The sequence below is a fragment of the Pantoea sp. R13S299 genome (assembly GCF_048515925.1).
Classification (GTDB): Bacteria; Pseudomonadota; Gammaproteobacteria; order Enterobacterales; family Enterobacteriaceae; genus Pantoea.
Window position 1 is genome coordinate 131987 of sequence record NZ_JBLYEF010000005.1, and the last position, 26811, is coordinate 158797.

25 protein-coding genes are annotated in these 26811 nt (G+C 56.5%); 12 read left to right on the top strand and 13 right to left on the bottom strand.

What is annotated here, in order from left to right; translation table 11 throughout:
* Positions 1-118 precede the first annotated feature (118 nt).
* The gene (gene ggt, locus ACN1CO_RS19720) at positions 119-1870 is read left to right on the top strand and encodes a gamma-glutamyltransferase (protein ID WP_419140378.1); all 1752 of its coding nucleotides are present in this window, start codon (positions 119-121) and stop codon (positions 1868-1870) included.
* Positions 1871-1993: 123 nt separating this feature from the next.
* Here ggt and ACN1CO_RS19725 read toward each other — a convergent pair whose 3' ends face one another.
* The 3 genes from ACN1CO_RS19725 to ACN1CO_RS19735 all read right to left on the bottom strand — a co-directional run bounded on the left by ACN1CO_RS19725 (position 1994) and on the right by ACN1CO_RS19735 (position 3810).
* Entirely contained in the window at positions 1994-2176 is a 183-nt protein-coding gene (locus ACN1CO_RS19725; protein ID WP_419140379.1) for a hypothetical protein, read from the bottom strand.
* Positions 2173-2865: a hypothetical protein gene (locus tag ACN1CO_RS19730; RefSeq protein WP_419140380.1), complete on the bottom strand. Its 693-nt coding sequence runs from the start codon at positions 2863-2865 to the stop codon at positions 2173-2175. The genes ACN1CO_RS19725 and ACN1CO_RS19730 overlap by 4 nt, the downstream gene beginning before the upstream one ends.
* A 450-nt stretch (positions 2866-3315) precedes the next feature.
* The gene (locus tag ACN1CO_RS19735; RefSeq protein ID WP_419140381.1) at positions 3316-3810 is read right to left on the bottom strand and encodes a GNAT family N-acetyltransferase; all 495 of its coding nucleotides are present in this window, start codon (positions 3808-3810) and stop codon (positions 3316-3318) included.
* A gap of 347 nt (positions 3811-4157) precedes the next feature.
* Between ACN1CO_RS19735 and ACN1CO_RS19740 the strand changes: the two genes are divergently transcribed.
* From ACN1CO_RS19740 to gntU, 4 genes are all read left to right on the top strand, one after another.
* On the top strand, positions 4158-4853 hold the full coding sequence (locus ACN1CO_RS19740) for a pirin family protein (protein WP_419140382.1): 696 nt from the start codon (positions 4158-4160) through the stop codon (positions 4851-4853).
* A 102-nt stretch (positions 4854-4955) separates the two neighbouring features.
* Positions 4956-5951, top strand: coding sequence for a gluconate operon transcriptional repressor GntR (gntR, locus tag ACN1CO_RS19745; protein WP_419140383.1), 996 nt, complete (start codon positions 4956-4958; stop codon positions 5949-5951).
* 140 nt (positions 5952-6091) lie between these two features.
* Positions 6092-6628, top strand: a complete 537-nt coding sequence (gntK, locus tag ACN1CO_RS19750) for a gluconokinase (protein ID WP_010671537.1) — start codon at positions 6092-6094, stop codon at positions 6626-6628.
* Between the two features lie 2 nt (positions 6629-6630).
* Positions 6631-7971 carry a gluconate transporter gene (gene gntU, locus ACN1CO_RS19755; protein ID WP_010671538.1) on the top strand — a complete coding sequence of 447 codons (1341 nt, stop codon included), beginning with the start codon at positions 6631-6633 and terminating at the stop codon, positions 7969-7971.
* 13 nt (positions 7972-7984) lie between these two features.
* On the opposite strand, the gene ACN1CO_RS19760 is transcribed toward gntU, so the two are convergent.
* The 4 genes from ACN1CO_RS19760 to ACN1CO_RS19775 all read right to left on the bottom strand — a co-directional run bounded on the left by ACN1CO_RS19760 (position 7985) and on the right by ACN1CO_RS19775 (position 10035).
* Positions 7985-8314 carry a DUF805 domain-containing protein gene (locus tag ACN1CO_RS19760; protein WP_081113823.1) on the bottom strand — a complete coding sequence of 110 codons (330 nt, stop codon included), beginning with the start codon at positions 8312-8314 and terminating at the stop codon, positions 7985-7987.
* Positions 8311-8736, bottom strand: coding sequence for a hypothetical protein (locus tag ACN1CO_RS19765; RefSeq protein ID WP_419140384.1), 426 nt, complete (start codon positions 8734-8736; stop codon positions 8311-8313). The genes ACN1CO_RS19760 and ACN1CO_RS19765 overlap by 4 nt, the downstream gene beginning before the upstream one ends.
* The gene (locus tag ACN1CO_RS19770) at positions 8733-9314 is read right to left on the bottom strand and encodes a hypothetical protein (RefSeq protein WP_157353903.1); all 582 of its coding nucleotides are present in this window, start codon (positions 9312-9314) and stop codon (positions 8733-8735) included. The genes ACN1CO_RS19765 and ACN1CO_RS19770 overlap by 4 nt, the downstream gene beginning before the upstream one ends.
* Before the next feature lie 127 nt (positions 9315-9441).
* Positions 9442-10035 (bottom strand): YhgN family NAAT transporter, encoded by a 594-nt coding sequence (locus ACN1CO_RS19775; protein WP_003853054.1) that lies wholly within the window; start codon positions 10033-10035, stop codon positions 9442-9444.
* Between the two features lie 217 nt (positions 10036-10252).
* Between ACN1CO_RS19775 and asd the strand changes: the two genes are divergently transcribed.
* From asd to ACN1CO_RS19810, 7 genes are all read left to right on the top strand, one after another.
* Positions 10253-11362, top strand: coding sequence for an aspartate-semialdehyde dehydrogenase (gene asd, locus ACN1CO_RS19780; protein ID WP_010671542.1), 1110 nt, complete (start codon positions 10253-10255; stop codon positions 11360-11362).
* A gap of 360 nt (positions 11363-11722) precedes the next feature.
* Positions 11723-13906, top strand: a complete 2184-nt coding sequence (glgB, locus tag ACN1CO_RS19785) for a 1,4-alpha-glucan branching enzyme (protein WP_010253252.1) — start codon at positions 11723-11725, stop codon at positions 13904-13906.
* Positions 13903-15885 (top strand): glycogen debranching protein GlgX, encoded by a 1983-nt coding sequence (gene glgX / locus ACN1CO_RS19790; RefSeq protein ID WP_419140385.1) that lies wholly within the window; start codon positions 13903-13905, stop codon positions 15883-15885. The genes glgB and glgX overlap by 4 nt, the downstream gene beginning before the upstream one ends.
* Before the next feature lie 10 nt (positions 15886-15895).
* Entirely contained in the window at positions 15896-17188 is a 1293-nt protein-coding gene (gene glgC, locus ACN1CO_RS19795) for a glucose-1-phosphate adenylyltransferase (RefSeq protein ID WP_010253246.1), read from the top strand.
* 63 nt (positions 17189-17251) lie between these two features.
* Positions 17252-18685 (top strand): glycogen synthase GlgA, encoded by a 1434-nt coding sequence (gene glgA / locus ACN1CO_RS19800; protein ID WP_010253243.1) that lies wholly within the window; start codon positions 17252-17254, stop codon positions 18683-18685.
* A 19-nt stretch (positions 18686-18704) separates the two neighbouring features.
* Positions 18705-21152, top strand: a complete 2448-nt coding sequence (glgP, locus tag ACN1CO_RS19805) for a glycogen phosphorylase (protein ID WP_010253240.1) — start codon at positions 18705-18707, stop codon at positions 21150-21152.
* Positions 21153-21351: 199 nt separating this feature from the next.
* Positions 21352-22287 carry a LysR family transcriptional regulator gene (locus tag ACN1CO_RS19810; protein WP_419140461.1) on the top strand — a complete coding sequence of 312 codons (936 nt, stop codon included), beginning with the start codon at positions 21352-21354 and terminating at the stop codon, positions 22285-22287.
* On the opposite strand, the gene mdcH is transcribed toward ACN1CO_RS19810, so the two are convergent.
* The 6 genes from mdcH to mdcC form a co-directional block, all read right to left on the bottom strand.
* Positions 22268-23170: a malonate decarboxylase subunit epsilon gene (gene mdcH / locus ACN1CO_RS19815; protein ID WP_419140386.1), complete on the bottom strand. Its 903-nt coding sequence runs from the start codon at positions 23168-23170 to the stop codon at positions 22268-22270. The genes ACN1CO_RS19810 and mdcH overlap by 20 nt on opposite strands.
* Positions 23167-23784, bottom strand: coding sequence for a malonate decarboxylase holo-ACP synthase (locus ACN1CO_RS19820; protein WP_419140387.1), 618 nt, complete (start codon positions 23782-23784; stop codon positions 23167-23169). Before ACN1CO_RS19820 ends, mdcH begins: the two co-directional genes overlap by 4 nt.
* Position 23785: 1 nt before the next feature.
* Entirely contained in the window at positions 23786-24745 is a 960-nt protein-coding gene (locus ACN1CO_RS19825) for an AEC family transporter (RefSeq protein WP_419140388.1), read from the bottom strand.
* 133 nt (positions 24746-24878) lie between these two features.
* Entirely contained in the window at positions 24879-25679 is an 801-nt protein-coding gene (mdcE, locus tag ACN1CO_RS19830; RefSeq protein ID WP_419140389.1) for a biotin-independent malonate decarboxylase subunit gamma, read from the bottom strand.
* Positions 25679-26512, bottom strand: a complete 834-nt coding sequence (locus ACN1CO_RS19835; protein WP_419140390.1) for a biotin-independent malonate decarboxylase subunit beta — start codon at positions 26510-26512, stop codon at positions 25679-25681. Before ACN1CO_RS19835 ends, mdcE begins: the two co-directional genes overlap by 1 nt.
* Positions 26505-26804 (bottom strand): malonate decarboxylase acyl carrier protein, encoded by a 300-nt coding sequence (gene mdcC, locus ACN1CO_RS19840; RefSeq protein ID WP_283546887.1) that lies wholly within the window; start codon positions 26802-26804, stop codon positions 26505-26507. The genes ACN1CO_RS19835 and mdcC overlap by 8 nt, the downstream gene beginning before the upstream one ends.
* Positions 26805-26811 lie beyond the last annotated feature (7 nt).

A 26811-nucleotide genomic window follows, 5' to 3' on the forward strand; every position in this document is an offset into this window, starting at 1 on the left:
ACAGACCTTACTTTCAGATGTATTCCTGATTTGACTTAACCCCGGTTAATTTGCTGTATTTGTAGACACTTGCAGAAATGATAAAAAAATGTAAATAACAATACGGGATGGTGGCAGGATGAAAATGCAGCAAACAGTGCGTCAGCTTAGCTGGTCGCTGGTGATGAGTTTCACCGTAGTGGCGGGTGCTAACGCTGCTCCTGTTCAGGCTCCGCCGGTCTCCTACGGCGTAGACAGTGATACTTTTCACCCGGTAAAAGCGCAGCATGGCATGGTGGCGTCGGTGGATGCGATGGCAACCCAGGTCGGCGTAGAGATCCTGCGTCAGGGCGGGAATGCGGTGGATGCCGCGGTCGCCGTGGGCTTTGCGCTGGCCGTGACCCATCCGCAGGCGGGCAACCTAGGTGGCGGTGGCTTTATGCTGCTGCGCACCGCCTCGGGTCGCGCTACCGCCATTGATTTCCGTGAAATGGCACCGGGCCACGCATCGCGCGATATGTTCCTGGATAAGCAGGGCAACGCCGACAGTAAGCTGTCGCTGACGTCACATCTGGCCTCTGGTACGCCGGGCACCGTCGCCGGACTGGCGCTGGCCGCGCAAAAATATGGCACTCTACCGCTAAGCACCCTGCTGGCACCGGCGATCAAACTGGCGCGTGACGGTATTCCGGTCAACGATGCGCTGGCGGATGACCTGAAAACCTACGGCAAAGAAGTACTGATCACCCATCCCAACAGTAAAGCGATTTTCTACAAACCTGACGGCACGCCGTGGCAGAAGGGTGATCGGCTGGTGCAGAAGAATCTGGCTCATAGCCTGCAACTGATTGCCCGTCAGGGGCCGGATGCCTTTTACAAAGGTGCAATCGCGGATGAGATCGCCGGAGAGATGGCGCAGCACGGCGGCCTGATCAACAAAGCTGACCTGGCGGCCTATCGTGCGGTCGAGCGTAAGCCAATCAGCGGCACCTACCGTGGCTATGAAGTCTTCTCAATGCCGCCTCCGTCATCCGGTGGTATCCACATCGTGCAGATCCTGAATATTCTGGAGAACTTCGATCTGGCGAAGATGGGCTTTGGCAGCGCTGACGCCATGCAGGTGATGGCGGAAGCGGAAAAATATGCGTATGCGGACCGCTCAGAATATCTCGGCGATCCTGATTTCGTGAAGGTGCCGTGGCAGGCGCTGACCAGTAAAGCCTACGCCAAAACGCTGGCGCAGCAGATCGATGTGGCGAAGGCGCGTCCTTCCAGCGAGATCAAACCTGGCAAGCTCGAACCTTACGAAAGTAATCAGACCACGCATTTCTCGGTGGTGGATAAGCAGGGCAATGCGGTTGCGGTGACCTACACGCTGAACACCTATTTCGGCAGCGGAATTGTGGCGGGTAAAAGCGGCATCCTGATGAATAACGAGATGGATGACTTCTCAGCCAAGCCAGGCACACCCAATGTCTATGGGCTGGTCGGTGGGGAAGCGAATGCGGTGCAGCCAGCGAAACGTCCGTTGTCATCAATGTCGCCGACGATCGTCGCCAAAGGCGGCAAAACCTGGCTGGTGACCGGCAGTCCTGGCGGCAGCCGTATTATCACGACGGTGTTGCAGATGGTGGTTAATAGCATCGATTTCGGGATGAACGTGGCGGAAGCTACCAATGCGCCGCGCTTCCATCATCAGTGGCTGCCGGATCAGCTACGGGTGGAGAAGGGCTTCAGCCCCGATACGCTGCGTCTGCTGGAAGCTAAAGGTCAGCATGTGAAGGTGCTGCCGTCGATGGGCAGTACGCAGAGCATCATGATCGGGCCAGATGGCATGCTGTATGGCGCTTCCGATCCGCGCAGCATTGATGATTTGAGTGCGGGATACTGATATCTGAGAACAAAGTGGCGGCTGGGTCGAGCCTGCTCAGGGAACACGGTCAGAACGGAAAGACGCAAAAGCGTTATCCCTTGTATGTCGCTAATGGGCATACAGGGGATGATGTGCAATTCTTTAAACGAGCCAGAAAGTCAGGCCTATGACCAGAACGGCAAAGACGGCTGTTGAGCTCCATGCAAAGGCTGGCCAGAAGGTGACGGCCAGCATGCCGAATCCGATAATAAGCACTGCCGGGATTAGGGTGGCCGCAAAATAGCGGAACTGCCGGTGCAGCCATTTGATAAAATAATTACTCATCTAAGAACTCGCATGATGGCGTTGGCGATTTCGTCCTCTGAAGACAAAGTAGAAATCAGATGTACATTCTGATTGATTACCGGCTCAATGATGAAATAAAGCATTTCTAACTTTTCAGCGTAAAGCGCGCTGTAATAAATGGGGCTGAGCTGCAACAACCTGTGTGCAGCCTCTGCCGCTTCCTGAACATAACCGTAATAGCTTGCAAGAGTGACTGATACAGCAGAGATTTTGGCAAGTTTGGTATCTACGGATATTTTCATCCCGAAGCTGAAACCCAGAGCAGCGACGATAGCAGAACTAAGCCCCTGATTGGTCAGTGAGGATGACGCGATAGTCGCCCCTTTTTTTATCAGAGCCTGCTGAATTCTGCGTGTGCTTTCAGAGGAGCGATTACTCAGAAGGTGCTCAACGTAGATCTGAAACATTCTTTTGATGACATCATGACGCTTTACTAACTGAACCAGTGCTTCCATAAAACGCACGTCTTCACTTTTCTGCGCTGCACATACGTCCTGATAATTATCGGTAAAACATGAGCTGTAGAAAGCCAGACGTGTGACACTCATGTTGACATGCCGAGCCTGATCCAGAACGGCATCTTTTACGTCGTCCAATGCCTTATCAAGGCGCACTCCCAGCAGACTGTCAGCCTGCATTTTTGTAATAACTGTATAATTATCAATCATAAATAATCATCCTCTTTCACTACCCTGGTTCCGTTTTTTTGTAATCTGCAGCCAGGTCTGCAGTGCCCTCAGATTTCATTACTACTGATCGTTCCAGAACTCTGAGCAAAGCGCTCTATGCTGGTATATAAGTCAGCGCGACTGCGCATCACCTGCATCCGAAATAATTTGCAGCTTATCAGAAACATTCTGCATGACGTCAGCCATAGCAGGTGATCAGTGCGGCGTGATCCTCACAAACATCGCCTGACGGGCGTGCCAGGCGTAGCCGGGCCAACGCATTGCGTTGTTCAAAAAAGCTCCGGGCGTTTTTGTCCCAGGCGCGGGACGCTTTCCTCCTATGCCCGTGTTCCCAGCGCGTTAAGCTAATCAGTTACTTTCAGATTCACCGGACTTTAGATTTGTCATCAATCTGAAGTGCACCTTCGGTGCCCTTTCTGCTTCCACACGTCAGGCTTTAACCCGCGCCATATAATGCGCGTCGATCAGTTCACCGTGACGCAGTGCGAAGCCTTTGGCCGTTCCCTCAATCTTAAAACCGAAACGCTGATAAAGGGCGATGGCCGGGCCATTATCCACGAACACCGTCAGCTCCATGCGGCTCACCTGTAGCCAGTTGTCGCATAAAGAGACCATTTCACGCATGAGTGCGGTACCGACGCCTCGCTGCCGGTAGCGTTCATCCACGCCCATGCCCAGAGAGGCGACGTGACGGCGTCTGGGGCGCGCTTCGACATGCAGCGCACACTGACCGACGACCTCTTCATCGATACAGGCTACCAGCAGATGCGCATCAGGCTGAGGCGCAGCGAGACGGGTTTGCCACATCTGTAGTGAGGAGTGAGGAAGATGCAGTGTGCTGGCCTGGGTATCCGGCTGCCCGTAGATCCTGTGCAGCGCTTCGGCATCATCTGGCATGACGTGGCGGACAACTATTTCACTCATGGTCTCTCCTTTAGTCCAAAAAAACCTTTTAAACATCAAGGTATTCACCACACTAATCAAGGTAAAAAATGTGAAAAGCGCTTTACAGATACGAATGATAATGATTATTATTGTCATGCGGTCCCGGGAGGTCATCGACAGCCCGGGAAAGCACGACATTGCTCACATTGCTTCCAGTATTATTTAGCCAGCTTATCCGCTGGCTTTTTTTTGCCTGCTCTCCATCAATCCTTTTCAGCCACCGGCTCACACTCATTCAATGAATTTGAACAGAGGAGTGAAGTTTTTCAGCTATCAATCAGACCGCCTCAGGGACACACTATAAAAAACATTGAGGAGATTTGAACATGATCTATGTACGCAAAGCTGAAGAACGCGGTCACGCAAACCATGGCTGGCTGGATAGCTGGCACACCTTCTCTTTCGCCAGCTATCACGATGCGAACTTTATGGGTTTCTCCGCGCTGCGGGTCATCAATGAAGATGTGATCGATGGCGGTCAGGGGTTTGGCACCCATCCTCATAAAGATATGGAAATTCTGACCTACGTGCTCTCCGGTACGGTTGAGCATCAGGACAGCATGGGCAACAAAGAGCAGATCCCGGCAGGGGAGTTCCAGATCATGAGCGCCGGCACCGGTGTCCGTCACTCTGAGTACAACGCCAGCGAAAGCGAGCCGCTGCACCTCTATCAGATCTGGATCATTCCTGAGCGTACCGGCATTGAGCCACGCTACGATCAGCGCCGCTTCCCGGATGTACAGGGACGTCAGCTGGTGTTAAGCCCGGATGCCCGTGAAGGGTCGCTGAAAGTTTTTCAGGACATGACCTTATCGCGCTGGGTGCTGGCTGCCGGTGAGCAGGACAACGTCGCGATTAATGCGGGACGTCGTATCTGGATTCAGGTGGTTAAAGGTGATGTGACCGTTAACGGTAACGCGGTTGCCACCAGCGATGCCCTGGCGATCTGGGACGAAAGCGCGCTGACAATTGAAGCCAGCTCGGCTGCAGAAGTCCTGCTGTTTGATCTACCACCGGTCTAAGCAGATAACGGGCGCGACTCGTCGCGCCCAGTTGGCAATTTTGTGACAGAAAAGTGATAGACTCATCGTACTTTAGCTTTCAGGGCGATCCCAGGCGCTACGATGAAGAAGAAAAGACCGGTATTACAGGACGTTGCCGATCGCGTCGGCATTACAAAAATGACCGTCAGCCGTTACCTGCGCAATCCTGAGCAGGTCTCTGTTGCTCTGCGGGACAAGATTGCAGTGGCACTGGATGAGCTGGGTTATATCCCCAATCGCGCCCCCGATATGCTTTCTAACGCCACCAGTCGCGCCATTGGCGTGCTGCTGCCGTCACTCACCAACCAGGTTTTTGCCGACGTCTTGCGCGGCATCGAAGCCGTCACCGACGAAGCTAACTATCAGACGCTGGTCGCCCACTTTGGTTACAACCCGCAAAAAGAGGAGCTGCAACTGCGCTCGCTGCTGGGCTGGAACATTGATGGCGTCATCCTCACCGAACGTACCCATACGCCGGGCACGCTGCGCATGCTGGAAGTGGCCGGTATTCCGGTGATTGAGATGATGGACAGCGTCACGCCCTGCCTGGATATGGCGGTCGGCTTTGATAATGTCGAAGCGGCCCGGCAGATGACGCGGGCGATCCTCAGCAAAGGTCATCGTCACACCGTCTACCTCGGCGCACGTCTTGATGAACGTACGCTGCAGAAGCAGCGCGGTTACGAAATCGCGATGCGTGAAGCGGGGCTGACGCCGCGCAGCGTGATGATGGAAGATGCCTCTTCATTCAGTGCCGGTGGTGATTTGCTGCGTGAGGCGCAACGTCTCTATCCTGAAACGGATAGCCTGTTCTGTACCAATGATGATCTGGCGGTCGGCGCGATGTTTGAGTGCCAGCGCCAGGGATTGCAGGTGCCTACTCAGATGGCGATTGCCGGTTTCCACGGCCATGACATCAGCCAGGTGGTGACGCCACAGCTGGCGACGGTGCTGACGCCGCGCGACCGCATGGGGCGTGAAGCCGCCGCTGTGCTGCTGGCCCGTATCGCTGGTGAAAAGAGTGAAAATGCGCTGCTGGATGTCGGTTTTGAGATCAGTGAAGGCGGCAGCATCTGATTGTGGTGTTTTTATGAGTCAGCTCACACTTTCACGCTTTTCCTGGTAAAAAGGTTGCCAGGCTGTTAACCGGCCAGGAGAATGAGAAACGACATTGTTATCGGTAACATTGGCAAATTCTCACCTGCCGGAGCAGAAAAATGACAACGCAATCCCCGTCACATCACGTCTTTATCCTGATGGGCGTTTCAGGCAGCGGAAAATCTGCCGTCGCCAACCAGGTTTCTCACCAGCTCAATACGGCCTTTCTTGACGGTGATTTTCTCCACCCCCGCGCCAACATCCTGAAGATGGCCGATGGTCATCCGCTGGATGACAACGATCGCCAGCCATGGTTACAGGCACTGAACGACGCCGCGTTTGCCATGCAGCGCACCCAGGCGATTTCCATCATTGTCTGTTCAGCACTGAAGAAAAGTTATCGCGACATCCTGCGTCAGGGAAATGACAACCTGCGTTTCGTCTACCTGAAGGGCGACTTCGACACCATCGAAGCCCGCCTGAAAGCGCGTAAAGGCCACTTCTTCAAGCCGCAGATGCTGGTGACGCAGTTTGCGACGCTGGAAGAGCCAGGGCGGGACGAGTCGGATGTACTGGTGGTGGATATCGCGCATTCACTGGACGATGTGGTGGCGGCTACGGTTGCGACTATCCAGGACGCTATCAGCCAGGGTTAGAGATGAATACCGCAACACTCGTTTTGACCGCAGCGGGCTCCGTCCTGCTGCTGCTTTTCCTGGTGATGAAGGCCCGTATGCACGCCTTCGTCGCATTGATGTTAGTGTCCATCGGTGCCGGGCTGTTCTCCGGCATGCCACTGAATCAAATCGCTGAAACCATGCAGAAGGGGATGGGCGGCACGCTCGGCTTCCTCGCGATTGTGGTCGCGCTGGGCGCGATGTTCGGCAAAATCCTGCATGAAACCGGCGCAGTTGATCAGATCGCCATCCGGATGCTGAAAACCTTTGGTCAGAGCCGTGCCCATTACGCGATGGGCATTGCCGGTCTGATCTGCGCGCTGCCGCTCTTCTTTGAGGTGGCAGTCGTGCTGTTGATCAGTATCGCTTTTGCGGTGGCACGGCGTACCGGCGGCAATCTGGTGAAGCTGGTGATCCCGCTGTTTGCCGGTGTGGCCGCAGCGGCGGCGTTCCTGCTGCCCGGACCGGCCCCGATGCTGCTGGCTTCGCAGATGCACGCAGATTTTGGCTGGATGATCCTGCTGGGTCTCTGTGCAGCGATCCCGGGCATGCTGATTGCCGGGCCACTGTTTGGCAACTTCATTGGCAACCACGTCTCGTTCAGCGCGCCGCCGGAAGATCATCAACCGGATGTCGATGAGAGCAAGCTGCCGTCGTTTGGCTTCAGCCTCTCACTGATTCTGTTTCCGCTGGTGCTGGTTGGCCTGAAAACCATCGGCGCACGCTTCACGACCGAAGGCACCACCCTGTATGAGTGGCTGGAATTTATCGGCCATCCTTTCACCGCAATCCTGCTGGCGCTGCTGGTGGCGATTTATGGCCTGGCTTACCGTCAGGGTATGGATAAAGAGCGGGTAATGCAGGTGTGTGGCAGCGCATTGCAACCGGCCGGGATTATCCTGCTGGTGATTGGCGCGGGCGGCGTGTTTAAGCAGGTGCTGGTGGACTCCGGCGTGGGTCCGGTGCTGGGCAATGCGCTGACCGGCGCAGGACTGCCAATTGCGCTGGCCTGCTTTATCCTGTCGGGTGCGGTGCGGGTGATTCAGGGATCGGCGACGGTCGCCTGTCTGACCACGGTGGGCTTAATCATGCCGGTGATTGAACCGCTGCACTACAGCGGCGCTCAGCTGGCGGCGCTGTCGATCTGCATCGGCGGTGGCTCAATCATTATCAGCCATGTGAACGATGCCGGGTTCTGGCTGTTTGGTCGCTTCACCGGGGCCAGCGAAGCGGAAACGCTGAAGACCTGGACACTGATGGAAACCATTCTCGGCACTACCGGGGCTATCGTAGGTATGATTGCTTTCGAACTGCTTTCCTGACCAACCCGACGGGCTATCGGCCCGTCAGGTTTTTTTCCCGCGAGCGGGGGAAGAGTAAAAAAGGGAACAGCAGATAAGGCGCCACTACCAAAAGAACAATGATGCCGCGTGAATAGCCAGAGTCATTTATTCTCCTCACCCCACAGGAAAAAACAGGCAAAATAAACAGCAGCAGCGCGATTAAGCCTATTTCATGTTGTGGCCCGGTAAACCATTGCAGATAACTGCAGAACCAGACCAGCTGAAACAGCAGGAAAATAAAATAGCTCGTCCTTCCTTCACGCCCCTCATAGTTAAACGTGCTCAGCAGACAGCTTTTGATAATCTGCAGCAGCCTGTTCATGCCCATTTTCTTCTTATCACAGCAAAAACAACCAGCGTAATGGCGGCGGCAAGTAAGTAAACCCAGGCAAAATCAGTGACGTCAACTTGTATCAGCTGCACGTCATTCAATGCCGCTTTCCGGCCCGAGACGGATAATACGGTCAGTCCAGCCAAACAGAGTATATTTGCCAGAAAGAATAGTGCCTGAAAGGCTGTTTCTTTAGCCGCGGACAGAAAGGCAATTTTTCTGAAACCCCACCAGGCTACCAGATAAACCAGCAGCCAGAGCAACGCGCAGAGTAGCGGGGCAACCAGATAACTGCACATATCGGTGATCACTCCTGAATGGCCGCCATTGGCATACTGCAGCACTTCCTGAAGGGAGAAGTAACCTGTTATCAGATAGAGCGCACCGAAAAAAAAGGGTAATAACAACCTCATTGCATTTCCCTCCGGGTTTTCAGACGCTGCATCAGCTGCGGCAGCTCTTTTCCGGGGTCCACCATCACCAGCTGTTTACTTTTTGCATCGTATTTCGCGGCGGCGGTCGGGTCACCTTTACCACCCTCCGCCATCACAAAGCGGGCATCTGAACGGCCATAAAGGCTGACATGCGGAAAGGGATCGCTGCCAAAGGCCAGCACGTTGCGGCCAGGCAGGGTATATTCTCTGGTCAAAAAATCCGGGATTTTTTTTGAATCAATGCCTGAGAAAGGCGTAGTGACAAAGCGGGAACCTGCATAGTCGAGAGAAAAGCAGGTACTGTTATCGGCTGCATTTTTCTGCACCAAATCCGCGCCAAACAGGATTTTTAAACGCTGCCAAACCGTCGCGCTGTCGGGTTCGATCTTCTTGCCTTCCAGATAAACATCTTGCTTATGATAAAGTTGGTAAACCATTTTGTGAATCTGCACCATGGAGGCGCCAACACCGTGCCAGTTCGGCGCATCCCTGCTGTAAAGCCGCTCAACGAAAATAAAGACGCCTGTCCCGGCATAATTTTCGATACTGCCCGCCATAGATATCTCCTTTTTTACAGCATTATATAAATAATATTGTTCATTTCAATGCCGTAACTTTGTGATAAACAGGCTGAATTAATGCGGCTGCCTGCCAGCCTGTCAGGGCAAAAGGACAAAGGTGCGCTTATAACTTCAGATAAGCCCGAATGCCGTCCAGGAACATCTGTGTGGCCAGCATAATCAGTATTAATCCCATCAGCCGCTCCAGCGCATTCACGCCTTTATCACCCAGCAGCCGCAGGAACAGACCTGACATCAGCAGAATACCCACCGTCACGCCCCAGGCGATCAGCAGCGCGCCGACCAGGTGCGACATCTGATGCGGATATTGATGCGACAGCAGCATCAGCGTCGCCAGCAGCGATGGCCCGGCCACCAGTGGGATCGCCAGCGGCACCAGGAAGGGCTCTTCACCCGCCGGTAAACCAGAACTGCTGCTTTCCGCCGACGGGAAAATCATCTTAATGGCGATAAGAAACAGGATGATCCCGCCGGAAATCGACACCGTTTCAGTACGCAGATTCAAAAATGCCAGGATGCGTTCACCGGTAAACAGGAACAGCAGCATGATGATCAGGGCAATCAACATTTCACGGATCAGCACCACTCGCCGCCGTTTCGGCTCCAGATGCTTTAAAACCGACATAAAAATCGGCAGATTGCCCAGCGGATCCATAATTAACAACAATAATATTGTCGCTGAAATCATTTCAGTCATCGGTTTTACGCCATGTTGTTCACGAAAAAGCGGAGTTATTAGTTACGCTGCTGAAAAAGTTAGCGTAATCGAATTAATTCACTTGCTACCCGGCCTGCATTTTGTAGAGTGAAGGGACACAGGTAAATCTTATTATTACGCAGAGCGGCGTGAAAATAGCACGCCGCTCTCTCCTCTGAAATGAAAAGCAGGTGTAACTGCCTTAGACGGACACGACATGAAGAATGTAGGTTTTGTTGGTTGGCGCGGTATGGTCGGCTCCGTGCTGATGTCCCGCATGAGTGAAGAGCGTGATTTTGATGCAATCAATCCGGTCTTCTTCTCGACGTCGCAGCATGGTCAGGCGGCACCCGCATTTGCGGGCAAACAGCAGGGCACACTGCAGGATGCGTTTGATATTGAGGCGCTGCGGGCGCTGGATATCATTATTACCTGCCAGGGTGGCGACTACACCAGTGACGTCTATCCAAAGCTGCGCGCCAGCGGCTGGCAGGGATACTGGATTGATGCGGCCTCCACGCTGCGCATGAAAGATGATGCCATCATCATCCTCGATCCGGTCAACCATGCGGTGATTCGCCAGGGCATCGACAGTGGGATCAAAACCTTTGTCGGCGGTAACTGTACCGTCAGCCTGATGCTGATGTCGCTGGGCGGCCTGTTTGCTCAGGACCTGGTGGAGTGGGCTTCGGTTGCCACCTATCAGGCGGCCTCTGGCGGCGGCGCGCGCCACATGCGTGAACTGCTGACCCAGATGGGCATGCTGCACGATCACGTTGCGCCTGCGCTGCAGAACCCGGCCTCCGCCATCCTCGACATCGAGCGTAGCGTGACCGACTTCACCCGTTCCGGTACCCTGCCGACCGATAACTTCGGCGTGCCGCTGGCGGGCAGCCTGATTCCGTGGATCGACAAACAGCTGGAAAACGGTCAGAGCCGCGAAGAGTGGAAAGGCCAGGCTGAGACCAACAAGATCCTCGCCACCCGTAACGTCATCCCCGTTGATGGATTGTGCGTGCGCGTCGGGGCACTGCGCTGCCACAGCCAGGCCTTTACGCTGAAGCTGAAACGCGACCTGCCGCTGGCTGAAATTGAGCAGCTGCTGGCCTCTCACAATGAGTGGGTCAAAGTGGTGCCGAATGACCGCGAACTGACGATGCGTGAACTGACGCCTGCCGCTGTCACCGGTACGCTGACCACGCCGGTTGGCCGGTTGCGTAAACTGAATATGGGGCCGGAATATCTCTCCGCCTTCACGGTGGGCGACCAGCTGTTATGGGGCGCAGCCGAACCGCTACGTCGCATGCTGCGGTTGTTAACCAGCTAAACAGAAAACATCGCCAAAGGCCGGATTTATCCGGCCTTTTTTGTTTTTGTCGTACACGAAACAATCTGCCGTTTCGCTTACTCAGTGATCAACTTCCCTTTTTTGCCGGTCGGTAAAGATTATTTTGCTTTAGTCCATGGCAAGTGCCGTGACCAAGCTATGATTTAACCATGATGTGCCACAGGTAACTCTTGTGCTTTCCGGATTAAATGGTTGTGGTACACGGCAAAAACACTTTTCCCACGGAATGGCCTGACTTCTTTGTCGTTGTACGTATGGCTCAATGAAGAGCAGCGCAGGTGAACCGCGACAGGCTGTGTCGCGTTCATTTCGGCTGCCAATTATCACAGGAAGAAAGTCATGTCAGAGCTTCCCGATCGCGATGCGATCAATGCCCTGTTTGCGGGTAATTATGCCGACCCTTTTTCGTTACTAGGGATGCACCGAACTCAGCAAGGCCTTGAAGTCAGGGCATTGCTCCCCGAAGCGCTTGAAGTGTGGGTCATTGAAACCTCCACCGGGCGCAAACTGGCTCAGCTGGTGTGTGAAGATGCACGTGGCTTCTTCAGTGGCGTTATTCCACGCCGCAAAAACCCGTTCCGCTATCAGCTGGCGGTGAACTGGCACGGCCAGCAAAACCTGGTAGACGATGCCTATCGCTTTGGTCCGCTGCTGCAGGAGATGGATCTGTGGCTGCTGGCAGAAGGGACGCACCTGCGCCCTTATGAGACGCTGGGCGCGCACGGTGACGTCATCGATGGCGTCTTCGGCACCCGCTTCTGCGTATGGGCACCCAACGCCCGTCGCGTGTCAGTGGTTGGCGATTTCAACTTCTGGGATGGCCGCCGTCATCCGATGCGTCTGCGTCAGGAGCTGGGCATCTGGGAGCTGTTTGTACCGGGCGCGGTCAATGGCCAGCTCTATAAGTATGAAATCATCGACGCCAATGGCGAACTGCGCATCAAAGCGGACCCGTACGCGTTTGAGGCGCAGATGCGTCCGCAGACTGCGTCGATGATCTGTGGTCTGCCGGAGCCGGTTGAGATGAAAGCGGAGCGCAAGGCGGCCAACGCCTTTGACGCGCCGATCTCCATCTATGAAGTGCATCTGGGCTCCTGGCGTCGTCACACCGACAACAACTTCTGGCTGAGCTACAAAGAGCTGGCTGAACAGCTGGTGCCCTACGTCAAAGAGATGGGCTTTACCCATATCGAACTGCTGCCGATCAACGAACATCCGTTTGATGGCAGCTGGGGCTATCAGCCGCTGGGCATGTATGCGCCGACCCGACGTTTTGGTACCCGTGACGAGTTCCGCGCCTTCATTGACGCCGCCCATGAAGCGGGCCTCAACGTGCTGCTCGACTGGGTGCCGGGCCACTTCCCTAGCGACGATTTCGGTCTGGCAAGATACGACGGCACCGAGCTCTATGAGCACAGTGACCCACGTGAAGGCTTTCACCAGGACTGGAATACCCTGATCTACAACTTTGGTCGCCGGGAAGTGAGCAACTACCTGTCGGGCAACGCGCTCTACTGGACGGAGCGCTTTGGCATTGATGGCCTGCGCGTGGATGCGGTGGCGTCGATGATCTACCGCGACTACAGCCGCAGCGAAGGGGAGTGGGTGCCGAATCAGTACGGTGGCCGTGAGAACCTGGAAGCGATTGAGTTTCTGCGTCACACCAACCGTACGCTCGGCACCGTGGCATCCGGTTCGGTGACCATGGCCGAAGAGTCGACAGACTATCCTGGCGTGACGCGTCCCACCGAAGACGGCGGGCTGGGTTTCTGGTTCAAATGGAATCTGGGCTGGATGCACGACACACTCGACTACATGAAGGTCGATCCCATCTACCGTAAGCACCATCACGATCTGATGAGCTTCGGCATGATGTACAACTACACCGAAAACTTTGTGCTGCCGCTGTCGCATGACGAAGTGGTGCACGGTAAGCGCTCGATTCTCGATCGTATGCCGGGCGATGCATGGCAGAAGTTCGCCAACCTGCGTGCTTACTACGGCTGGATGTGGGGCTTCCCCGGCAAGAAACTGCTGTTTATGGGCAACGAATTTGCCCAGGGTCGCGAGTGGAACCACGACGTCAGCCTTGACTGGCATCTGCTGGAAGGGGACGACAACTGGCACCACGGCGTTCACCGTCTGGTGCGCGATCTCAACCACACCTATCAGTACTACACGCCGCTGCATCAGCTCGACTTCGATCCGGCAGGCTTTGAGTGGCTGGTGGTAAACGATGCGGAACACTCCGTCTTCGCCTTTGTCCGTCGTGACCGTGAAGGCAACGAAGTGATCGTGGTCAGTAACTTTACGCCGGTGCCGCGTCCGGGCTATCGCTTTGGCGTTAACCAGCCTGGCTACTGGCGTGAAGTGCTGAATACCGATCAGCATGAGTATCACGGCAGCGACGTGCGCAACCATCGGGTGCATACCGATGAGCAGGAGAGCCACGGGCGACCGCAGTCGCTGAGCCTCAATCTGCCGCCGCTGGCAACGGTATGGCTGGTGCGGGAGGCTGAATGACCATCACTGCCGGAGATCCCGAACCGCTGGGTGCCAGTTACGATGGCAAAGGCGTTAACTTCACCCTGTTCTCACAGCATGCCGGGCGCGTAGAGCTCTGCCTGTTTGATGAGCAGGGCGCAGAACAGCGTCTTGACCTGCCTGGCCGCAGCGGGGATATCTGGCATGGTTATGTTCCGGCGTTAAAACCGGGACAGCGCTACGGCTACCGGGTGCATGGCCCCTGGTCGCCGCAGCAGGGACATCGTTTTAATCCGGCGAAGCTGCTGGTTGACCCGTGCGCCCGCGCGGTTGAAGGCGATGTACCTGATGATCCGCTGTTTCACGGCGGCAAAGCGCAGCCCGACCCGCATGACAACGCGGCGATTGCGCCGAAGTCATGTGTGGTCGCGGAGGATTTTGACTGGCAGGACGACGTCGCACCGGGTATTCCCTGGGGTAACACGGTGATTTACGAAGCCCACGTGCGCGGCCTGACGCAGCAGCATCCGGAAATTCCGGAAACGCTGCGCGGGACTTACGCGGCGCTCGGTCATCCTGTTATGGTGAATTACCTGCGCAGTCTGGGGATTACCACCCTTGAGCTGCTGCCGGTGGCGCACTTCGCCAGCGAGCCGCGACTATTGCAGCTCGGTCTCAGCAACTACTGGGGCTATAACCCCTTTGCGCTCTGGGCGGTGGATCCCCGTTACGCCTCCGGTCAGCCGGGCGTGACGCCGTTGCAGGAGTTTCAGCAGGCGGTCAAAAACCTGCACGCCGCGGGTATCGAGGTGCTGCTGGATGTGGTGTTCAACCACACCGCTGAACTGGATGAGATTGGCCCGACAATCTCCATGCGCGGCATCGACAACGCCAGCTACTACTGGCTCGATGAGCAGGGCGATTATCAGAACTGGACCGGCTGCGGCAACACGCTGAATATCCATCATCCGCAGGTGATGACGTGGGCTTTAGAGGCGCTGCGCTACTGGGTGCGTGTCTGCCACGTCGACGGCTTCCGCTTTGACCTCGCGCCGGTGCTGGGCCGCACACCGGATTACCAGCGTGATGCGCCATTTTTTGAGGCGATACGCGCCTGTCCGCTGCTCTCTCAGGTCAAGCTGATTGCTGAACCCTGGGATATCGGCCCTGACGGCTATCAGGTTGGTCGTTTTCCGCCGCCGTTTGCCGAATGGAACGATCAGTTTCGCGACACCGCGCGTCGTTACTGGCTGCACGGCGACATAAGCAACGGCGAGTTCGTCCGCCGCTTTGCCGCCTCCAGCGATCTCTACCAGCATGATGACCGGTCGCCACACGCCACGGTTAACCTGATCACCGCCCACGACGGCTTTACGCTGTGGGATGTGGTGAGCTTCGAACGTAAACACAACGAAGCGAACGGGGAAGATAACCGTGATGGTCACGGCGATAACTACAGCCACAACCACGGCAAAGAGGGGCTGAACGTCAGCTTCGACGTGATTGAACGTCGCCGTCGCAGCGTGCGGGCACTGCTGACGACGCTGCTGCTGTCACAGGGCACGCCGATGCTGCTGGCAGGCGATGAGCGCGGCCACACCCAGCGTGGCAATAACAACGCTTACTGTCAGGACAACGCCCTGAGCTGGCTTGACTGGCAGGCGGATGAGAAGGGATTAGTCGGATTCACCGCTGCACTGATCGAGCTGCGCCAGCGCATTCCGGCGCTGACGGCAGATCGCTGGTGGCAGGACGGTGACGGCAATGTGCAGTGGCTCAATGCCGGTGGCCAGCCACTGCAACACGATGAATGGGCACAGGGGATGCACAGATTGCAGATCCTGCTGTCCGGCCGCTGGTTAATAACAATAAACGCCACGGATACGGTGAATGACATCGTGTTACCAGACGGAGAATGGCGCGCCCTTCCTCCTTTCGCCGGGGACGACAACCCCATCCTGCTAACTGTCTGGCATGGTCCCGCACACGGTGTGTGCGTGTTCCAAAAGCAATCATAAGGAGTCAGACATGGTTAAGTTAGATAGAACAGATCACCTGATGCTGGCCCGCCAGCTCCCTACACAGACGGTTGCTCTGATCCTCGCCGGCGGACGCGGCACGCGCCTGGTCGATTTAACGGCCAAACGTGCCAAACCGGCGGTGCATTTCGGCGGCAAGTTCCGCATTATCGACTTTGCCCTCTCCAACTGCGTCAACTCCGGTATCCGACGGATTGGCGTGATTACTCAGTATCAGTCTCATACCCTGACTCAGCACATCCAGCGTGGCTGGTCGATCTTCAATGAAGAGATGAATGAGTTTGTCGATTTGCTGCCAGCGCAGCAGCGATTTTCGACCGAACAGTGGTATCGCGGGACGGCCGATGCCGTGACGCAAAACCTTGATGTGATTCGCCGCTATCAGGCGCAGTACATCGTGATCCTTGCCGGGGACCACATTTATAAGATGGATTATTCACGCATGCTGCTGGATCACGTGGTCAACGAGGCGAAATGTACCATCGCCTGTTTACCGGTGCCGGTGCATGAAGCCACTGCGTTTGGCGTGATGGCGGTGGACGAAGAGAACATGGTGATCGACTTCGTGGAGAAACCCGCGAAACCGCCCACCATGCCGGGTGATGACACTCAGGCGCTCGCCAGCATGGGGATCTACGTTTTCAACGCAGACTATCTCTATGAACTGCTGGAAGAGGATCTGCAGACGCCAGGCTCTAACCACGACTTCGGCAAAGATATCCTGCCGAAAATCGTGGCAAGCGGCGAAGGCTATGCGCACTCCTTTGCGCTCTCCTGCGTACAGAACGATGACAATGCGCCGCCTTACTGGCGCGACGTCGGGACGCTGGAAGCCTACTGGCGCGCCAATCTCGACCTGGCATCGGTGATGCCTGAACTCGATATGTATGACGTCACCTGGCCGATTCGTACCCACATGGAGCCGCTGCCGCCGGCCAAATTTGTTCAGGATCGTTCCGGCAGTCACGGGATGACTATGAACTCGCTGGTTTCGGGGGGCTGCATCATCTCCGGTTCAGTGGTGGTCAATTCGGTGCTGTTCCCGCGGGTACGCGTTAACTCTTTTTGCAATATAGATTCAACTGTACTGCTGCCTGATGTGGTAGTGGGCCGATCGTGTCGTCTGCGTCGCTGCGTCATTGATCGTGCCTGCGAGTTACCGGAAGGCATGGTCATTGGCGAAAACCCGGATGAAGACAGTCGCCGGTTTCACCGTTCGGATGAAGGCATCGTACTGGTAACCCGCGCCATGCTGGCCAGGCTGGCCAAAGCGGGGCTGTAAGCGATAAGCGAAACTTACGCAATCGGCACGCGGAGCGTGTCGGATAACTTAATGAGGTCGAGGATGCAGGTTTTACATGTCTGTTCGGAACTTTTCCCGCTGCTAAAAACGGGCGGACTGGCTGATGTAGTCGGGGCATTACCTCAGGCACAAATTGCGGGCGGCACGGATACGCGGGTACTACTGCCCGCTTTTCCCGCATTGCGCAAAGGCATACCTGATCTCCAGGTCGTGACAGAGCGAGAAACATTTGCCGGTCATGTACGTCTGCTATTTGGTGAATTTAACGGTGTGGGCATCTACTTGATTGATGCTCCCGGCCTCTACGATCGTCCGGGTAGTCCCTACCATGACGAATCGCAGTTTGCGTATGTCGACAACTATCTGCGCTTTGCGCTGCTGGGTTGGGTCGGCTGTGAACTGGCGTGCGGCATGGACGCGATGTGGCGTCCCGATATTGTGCATGCCCATGACTGGCATGCAGGCCTGACCTGCGCCTATCTGGAAGCGCGTGGTCGTCCGGCTAAATCGGTCTTCACCGTGCACAACCTGGCGTATCAGGGGCTGTTCATGGCGCACCACATGGAAGAGATTGGCCTGCCATGGTCGTTCTTTAACATGCACGGGCTGGAGTTCTTCGGTCAGATCTCCTTCCTGAAAGCGGGACTTTTTTACGCCGACCATATCACGGCGGTCAGCCCGACTTACGCCCATGAAATTACCTCTGCCGAATATGCTTACGGCATGGAAACCCTGCTGGCACAGCGGATGCGTGAAGGCCGTCTTAGCGGCATTCTCAACGGCGTTGATCCCTCTATCTGGGATCCGGCGCACGATCTGCTGCTCAGCGCGCGTTATAACCGCGACACGCTGGAAGCAAAAGCGGAGAACAAACGCCAGCTGCAGGTGGCGATGGGTCTGAAGGTGGATGATAAAGCGCCGGTGTTCTGCGTGATCAGCCGTCTGACCAAACAGAAAGGGCTGGACCTGGTGCTGGAGGCGCTGCCCGGCTTGCTGGCGCAGGGCGGTCAACTGGTGCTGCTGGGCCAGGGCGATGCTGAACTGCAGCAGGGCTTCCTGGCGGCGGCGGCAGAGCATCCGGGCAGCGTCGGCGTGCAGATCGGCTATCACGAAGCGTTCTCACACCGCATTGTCGGCGGCGCGGACGTGATTGTGGTGCCGAGTCGCTTTGAGCCCTGTGGTCTGACACAACTTTATGGCCTCAAGTATGGTACGTTGCCGTTAGTGCGCCGCACCGGCGGGCTGGCCGATACCGTGAATGACAGCTCACTGGAGAATCTGGCCGACGGCATCGCCAGTGGATTCAGTTTTGAAGATGCCAACGCCTGGTCACTGCTTCGGGCTATCCGGCGCGCGTTTGTGTTGTGGTCCCGTCCTTCGCTCTGGCGCTATGTTCAGCGCCAGGCAATGGCGATGGACTTTAGCTGGCAGGTGGCAGCACAAGCCTACCGTGATCTCTACCAACGTTTGATGTAACGGATTGGGAAAACTGGATATGAATGCACCTTTCACTTACGCCTCACCAACGTTGACGGTTGATGCCTTAAAGCATTCGATTGCCTACAAACTGATGTTTACCATCGGCAAAGATCCCTCTATCGCCAATAAGCATGAGTGGCTTAACGCCTCACTGCTGGCGGTGCGCGACCGGATGGTGGAGCGCTGGCTGCGTTCCAGCCGTGCTCAGCTGTCGCAGGATGTCCGGCAGGTCTATTACCTGTCGATGGAGTTCCTGATGGGCCGCACGCTGGGCAATGCGCTGCTGGCGATGGGGATTTATGACGATCTCAACCAGGCGCTGGATGAGATGGGTCTGGATCTGGCCGAGCTGATGGAAGAGGAGAACGATCCGGGGCTGGGCAACGGTGGTCTGGGTCGCCTGGCGGCCTGTTTCCTCGACTCGCTGGCGACGCTGGGCATGCCGGGCCGTGGCTATGGCATCCGGTATGATTACGGCATGTTCAAACAGAACATTGTGGAAGGTGAGCAGAAAGAGTCGCCGGATTACTGGCTTGAATATGGTAATCCGTGGGAATTCCAGCGTTTCAATACCCGTTACAAAGTGCGCTTTGGTGGCCGCGTCCAGCACGAAGGCGCGAAAGTGCGCTGGCTGGAGACCGAAGAGATCCTGGCGATGGCCTATGACCAGATCATTCCGGGCTTTGATACCGACGCTACCAACACCTTACGGCTGTGGGGCGCGCAGGCCAGCAACGAAATCAACCTCGGCAAGTTCAACCAGGGCGACTACTTTGCGGCAGTGGAAGATAAAAACCACTCCGAGAACGTGTCGCGCGTGCTCTATCCGGATGACTCGACCTACTCAGGCCGTGAACTGCGCCTGCGTCAGGAATATTTCCTGGTCTCCGCGACGGTGCAGGACATTCTGAATCGTCACTGGCGGATGCATCAGACCTGGGACAACCTGGCGGATAAAATCGCTATTCACCTGAATGATACCCATCCGGTGCTGGCGATCCCCGAACTGATGCGCCTGCTGATCGACGATCATAAATTCAGCTGGGACAACGCTTTTGACGTCTGCTGTCAGGTCTTCTCCTACACCAACCATACGCTGATGACCGAAGCGCTGGAAACCTGGCCGGTCGATATGATCGGCAAGATCCTGCCGCGTCACCTCAGCATTATTTTTGAAATTAACGACTTCTTCCTTAAGACCATTCAGGATCACTATCCCGATGACCTGGATCTGCTGTCGCGCATTTCGATCATCGACGAAAACGATGGCCGCCGGATACGCATGGGCTGGCTGGCGGTGGTGGTCAGCCACAAAGTAAACGGCGTTTCGGAGCTGCACTCCAATCTGATGGTACAGTCGCTGTTTGCCGATTTCTCCCGTCTGTTCCCTGGTCGCTTCTGTAACAAAACCAATGGCGTCACTCCGCGTCGCTGGCTGGCGCTGGCGAACCCGGCGCTGTCAGAGGTGCTGGATGAGGAGATTGGCCGCAACTGGCGCACCGATCTCAGCCAGCTGGGCGAGCTGAAGGCGCAGATCGACTATCCGGCGTTTATTGAAAAAGTGGCGGTCGCCAAGTATCAGAACAAGCGTCGGCTGGCCGACTGGGTGGCGAAGAATCTGGACGTGGTGCTCGACCCGAACGCGCTGTTTGATGTGCAGATCAAGCGCATTCACGAGTACAAACGCCAGCTGCTCAACGTGCTGCATGTGATCACCCGATACAACCGTATCAAGGCCGACCCACAGGCGGACTGGGTGCCGCGCGTGAATATCTTTGCCGGTAAAGCGGCATCGGCCTATTACGTCGCCAAGCACATCATTCATCTGATCAACGATGTCGCGAATGTGATCAACAACGATCCGCAGGTGAAGAACAAGCTCAAAGTGGTCTTCATCCCGAACTACAGCGTGAGCCTGGCGCAGATCATCATCCCGGCGGCCGATCTCTCTGAGCAGATCTCGACCGCAGGGACGGAAGCGTCCGGCACCAGTAACATGAAGTTTGCCCTGAATGGCGCGCTGACTATCGGCACGCTGGATGGTGCCAACGTTGAGATGCTGGATCACGTCGGTGAAGAGAACATCTTTATTTTCGGTAATACCACGCCGCAGGTCGAAGCGCTGCGTAAGGGCGGCTATAACCCGCGTGACTATTACGAAAAAGATGAAGAGTTGCATCAGGTGCTGACCCAGATTGCTTCAGGTCTGTTCAGTCCGCAGGATCCGGGCCGCTACCGCAATCTGTTCGATTCTCTGGTTAACTTCGGCGATCACTACCAGTTACTGGCGGATTATCGCAGCTATGTGGATACCCAGGATAAGGTGGATGCGCTCTACCGTAAACCGGATGAGTGGCAGCGCCGCGCAGCGAAAAACATCGCCGGAATGGGCTATTTCTCGTCGGACCGTACCATTCAGGAGTACGCCGATGAGATCTGGAATATCTCGCCGGTAAGACTGTAAGGCACGTGCAGTAAGCTGTTCTGACTCTCTCTGCGGCCGATGGATCGGCCGCACTCTCCACTCCGCACTCCTCCAGAAAATTCAGCCGCTTATCCTCTCTTCGCCCGTAAATGCCCGTTGTGCGAACCAGATCATTACACCCTGGCTGAGAGTCGCTACTATGCGGGAAAGCAAAATGACCCTACAGGCAACAGCAGCAATGAGTGACAACATCAACCAGGAAATTACCTTCCGTAAACTCAGCGTCTTCATGATGTTTATGAGCAAGGGCAATATCGCCCGTACGGCGGAAGCGCTGGCGCTGAGCAGCGTCAGCGTGCATCGCGCACTGCATACGCTGGAAGAGGGCATCGACTGCCCGCTGTTTATCCACAAGGGCCGCAACCTGGTGCCGCTGCCTGCCGCCTGGACACTGCTGGACTATTGCCGCGACGTGACCACGCTGATGGGCAAAGGCATTGAAGAGGCGCGCAAGGTCGCGGGCATCGGCGGAGGCCGCCTGCGGCTTGGCACGCTCTATTCGCTGACGCTTGAGACCATTCCCCGGCTGATCATGGGCATGAAGCTACGTCGCCCCACGCTGGAGCTTGATCTCACCATGGGTTCGAATCAGATGCTGCTGAATATGCTGGAGGATGACGCGCTGGATGCGATTCTGATCGCTACCGATGATGGCGAACTCAGTGACGCGCATTTCGATGTGATTCCGCTGTTTGAAGACGGAATTTTTCTGGCCGCACCGGCAGGGGAAACGCAGAACAAAACCGGTCCGGTGGATCTGCGTGATTATGCCGATCGTGATTTTGTCTCGCTGGCGGAGGGATTTGCCACCTATGCCGGTTCGCAGGAGGCATTTCAGATCGCCGGATTTGAACCGCGCATGGTTACCCAGGTGAATGACATCTTCTCGATGATCAGCCTGGTGCAGGCGGGTGTTGGCCTGGCGCTGATTCCAGGACGGATGAAGAAAGTCTATGAAAACAACATCCAGTTGCTGACGCTCGCGGAGCCATATCAGATGCGTCAGCAGATCTCGATTGTCTACTCACATCACCGCGAACGGGATAATGACCTGCTGGCGCTGGCGGCAGAAGGGCGGATGTACGCCCGCAGCCTTACTGACTCAGCCGTTTAGCCAGATGCAGCGCCACCTCGATGCTGTTGCGTTCCAGACAGATCGCTTCACCCTGCCAGTTCGCCTGTAGCGTCAGGCCGGTCAGCACATTGCCGGGCGGCATCTCAATCGCCAGCCGGGCATCGCGCTGATTAGCGGAAACAATCGCATCATTCCACTGCACTGTGCGCGCCATATTAAAGGCCAGATCGTCGGCAATCTTCTCCGGCTCCCAAATCACCCGAGCGCTTGAGCCACTGAGGTAGGCGCAATCGGGGCGGGATAGGGTGACGGACTCAAACGCGCGAGCCAGTTCGGCGGCGGGCTTATCCAGCAGCGCGCAGTGCGACGGCACGCTCACCGCGAGTTTAATCGCCTTACTGGCACCGGCATCCAGCGCCCTTTGCGCCACTATCGCCATATCCTCATCACGACCAGCAATCACAATCTGCGTTTCCGCATTTAAATTGGCGATGTAGGCATTGCTGCCGGGCAGCAGTTTCTCCAGCTGGCTCAGCGTTAAACCAGTAATCGCGGTCAGGCCATATCCCTGCGGATACGCCTGCTCCATCAGGTCGCCGCGCAGCGCAACCAGCCGCAGGGCGTCGCTGAAATCCAGCGCACCGGCGATTACCGCAGCAGGAAACGCGCCAATCGACAGACCGCTAACAATATCCGGCTTCACTCCACGGCGGATCAGCTCCTGCGCCCAGGCGATACCGGAAATCAGCAGACAAAGCTGCACGGCGCGTGTGTGGCGCAGCGCATCAGCGCTGTCGAGCCGGTCAGTTTCGTCGCCCAGCACCGAACGCACGCGGCTTAATATCGCATCACCCTCAGGCAGATGCTGCAGCATTCCGGCACGCTGGGTGCCCTGGCCAGGAAAGGTAAAGAGTATTTTCATGGATTCTCCCTGCTCCAGGGTGAAGCGGTCAGTATCGGTCCGGTATCGGTTTTTAACAGCACGCGACCCTCGCGCAGCCACTCGTTTAGCGCAAACGCGCCAGAGGGCGTTTCCACCTGGGTATCCACCCGGCAGTTCAGCGCGTCGGTCTCTGTCTGCCACCGTTGCAGCGCGTCATGGGGCAGCGGCTGCGGGGCGCGGATGATTAAATCCAGATCGCTGGCGGCGTGCAGCACAGGGCGCTGCGTCGCCAGCGCATAACCGGTGCTGCCGGTAATGCCCCAGCACCACGGCCAGACGGTCTCGCTAAGCGCTATCGCCGCACTGACCGGCGCATAAGCCGTAAAGGGCGACGCCAGCAGCAGAGTGCGTTCCGCCAGACTCTCTGGCGTCGCCATCCGGATGATATCGTCTGGTGTGATCCAGCCGGCGGCGCGCTGCTCACGACGCTCACCGCGCACGCCAATCGGGATCAGGCCTGATTCACGGTGATCGCGCCGCACCACCACGGGCAGTCCGGGATGCCACAATGGGCTGACCCAGCTCTCTTTGATCGTCGCTAACGCGCTGCTGTTTCGCAGCCAGAGCAGATCGTGGGGGCGCGGCGCACTCATATTACATTCCTGATGTCAGCGTAATGAACAACGGTAAAGATAAAATACACAGAATCGAGCTTAACAGCAGCACGGCTTCAGCATCGGGTGACTGCACGCCAAAGCGGTTGCCAAACACCACGCCAAAGAAACCGGCCGACAGCGCAATCATCAGGATAGCGGTGATGGCCACTGAACCGTTCAGACCCAGCGCCAGCACCAGACCCCAGGCAACCAGGGGCTGAATCAGCAGCTTAGCCACCGTACCCACGCCAACGACAGCGTTAAGTTTCAGCTGACGTGCTGAGAGGATCACGCCGGTCAGGAACAGCGCGGCGGCAGTGGCCGCCAGGCCCAGCGGTTTAATAGCTGAGATGACCAGCTCTGGCATTCTGAAGCCCAGCGCCGACAGCACCACACCCAGCAGCGGACCCAGGACGATCGGCTTCTTGATCGAGCGCCACATCAGTACCGGCAGCATAGTCAGTGTCGAACCCACATTCTCACCGGCAATACGCGCTTTTTCACGCTCCAGAATCAGCAGACAGAATGGCGTCATCAGCACGGAGCCGCAGGCAATCGAGACCGCAACAGACAGTGAGGTTGATGAACCTTCTCCCAGTACGCTGCCCAGAATCGGCAGCCCCAGCGCGGCGTAATTCGGTAAGGCGACAGTCAGCGTTAATACTGCCGCATCCTGAGGCGACTTTTTAAATACGCGGGTCGCCAGGAAATAGATCGCCGCATAGGTAATCCACATCGCGCCGGTTAAGACCACAATCAACGGCGACTGAGCCACGATGCCCGACCAGGGCGTCTGTACCGTGGCACTGAACAGCGCGGCGGGCAGCGCAAAATCCATCACGAATATATTGAGCAGTGAAACATCTTTGTTATTGACCATCCCGGCCTTACCAGCCCAGAAACCTAACAGCATAATGACAAAGATTGGAGCAAGGGCATGAACAATTATGTAAATCATAAATCACCTGTAATTAAGAAAAAATTCTTTAAAAACAGCGATGTTTATAATTCTGAACACGGCCACTGCTCCGGGGCGCAATTAGCGATGCGCCCCGTCAGACCGGTTTCGGCAGGATTATTTTTTTATTTAGTTACCAGGCTGCGCGCATACGTTCGCGAACCAGGGAAGAGCTGTGACGATTGGATGCACCAAGGCGGTTTTTCAGGCTCGGGTCCTGACGTGCGTCGCTGATCGCCTTGTGCAGCGCAATCTCAACCATCGCCACATCGGCGTCAGAGGGCGCATCAGGGCTGGCGACATTCAGCAGATCGGAGAGCAGGCCCAGCGTGGCGAAATTATTCACGTCGTACGCCATCGGTGGAATGGTGGCGGCCAGTTTTTCCAGCGCCTCCACTGAACGCAGCGTAATGCGTGCTGCGGACGCTTTGCCCATGGCATGCACCAGCACGCCCTGATCGTTGAGCGCGATCAGGCGGTTAGCCTGATAACCGTGTGCCAGGAACGCACCGGACATCGCTTTACCGACAATCAGGCCAATCACCGGATGACCATCAAGGCGTGCACCGGCATAGGCTCCTGCTGCGCCCGCCAGCGCCTGGTGAATACCAAACGCTTCTTCGCGGCGGCCATAGGCCTGACTCGGCACGTCAATCACCGCCACAATCGGGCGCTTCACGGCGCTGTTTTTGTCAGCTTCGCGCGTTTCATTCACCACTTTTGCCAGCGTCCAGCCTTCCAGCAGACCGACTTCACCCTGCGCGGCGCGCGGATAGTGGTTCTGTGCATCGGGCACCACAGCGATAAAGCGGACTTTTTCGCCATTGAGCTGGCCGTCAGCCACCTGAACAGAGGCGCACAGGCCATCAAGGCGCTGGGCATTGGGTGCAAGTTTTTCCAGCCAGGTTGCACCGCGGCTGCTTGTCTGCGTCATTATTTCTCCTCCCGGGCGAAAAGCTGTTTAATCTGCGCCGTATCCACCTGCTGGCGGGTATCGAACTGCGTCAGACGTGACAGGAAATCGGCATATTTATCGCTGCGGTTCTGCGCCGGAACGCCTCGGGCAATAAACTCATGCATCGAAGTTTTTACCGCGTTGATGCCGTCATTAACCAGCGCATCGACCAGGCCGCTGGCGTAGCGGATTTCGCCGCCGGTCATGCTCCAGATAAACGGACGATCGCGCGAGTCATACTCTTCAATGCCTGCTTCCTGCTCAATCACCTGCGGGCCGTTCAGTCCCAGACGGGCTTCACGCGTCACGATCAGGTAGCTGCAGAGCGCGGCGGCGATAGACATCCCGCCGAAGCAGCCAACGGTGCCGCTAACGATGCCGATCACCGGGGTGTAGCGACGCAGATCGACAATCGCCGCATGGATATCGGCAATCGCCGCCAGTCCCAGATTCGCTTCCTGTAACCTTACGCCGCCGGTCTCCAGGCAGAGCACCGCCTGAGTCGGAATACCGTTACGGTTGTCTTCTGCCGCCAGCTCCAGCGCCGCCGCCATTTTTGCCCCGGAGACTTCACCCATGCTGCCACCCTGGAAGGTGCCTTCGATGGCGATCACCACCGCAGACTGACCGTTCAGCGTGCCGCGTGCCACGACCATGCCGTCGTCTGACTGAGGTACTACGCCCTGGGGGGCCAGCCATGGCGACATGATGCCCTCAAAGGGATCCAGCAGTTCGCGATAGCTGCCCGCATCCAGCAGCGCATGGGCGCGTTCACGGGCCCGTAATTCAATAAAACTGGCATCGTTACGCATGGCTCACCTCTTCAAAAACCTGTTCAATACGGATACGCGCCACGCCGGGTGTCGCCCCGAAATCGTGAATAATCATCTTTCCGGCGGGCAGGCCGTTGATTAAGTTCAGGCGGTCGAACAGCGCTTTCCAGCGGGCGTCGCTGTTATCCAGTGAGGTGGTGATATCGATGTTCAGTGTCTGGCCTTCAGTTGCGGTGTACAGCACTTCCATATCACCGGAACCAACGACCCCGGCCAGCGCTCTGCCACTGAGCAGGCGGTTAGCAGGTAGAGATAATGTGATGTGTTCCATAATGGCC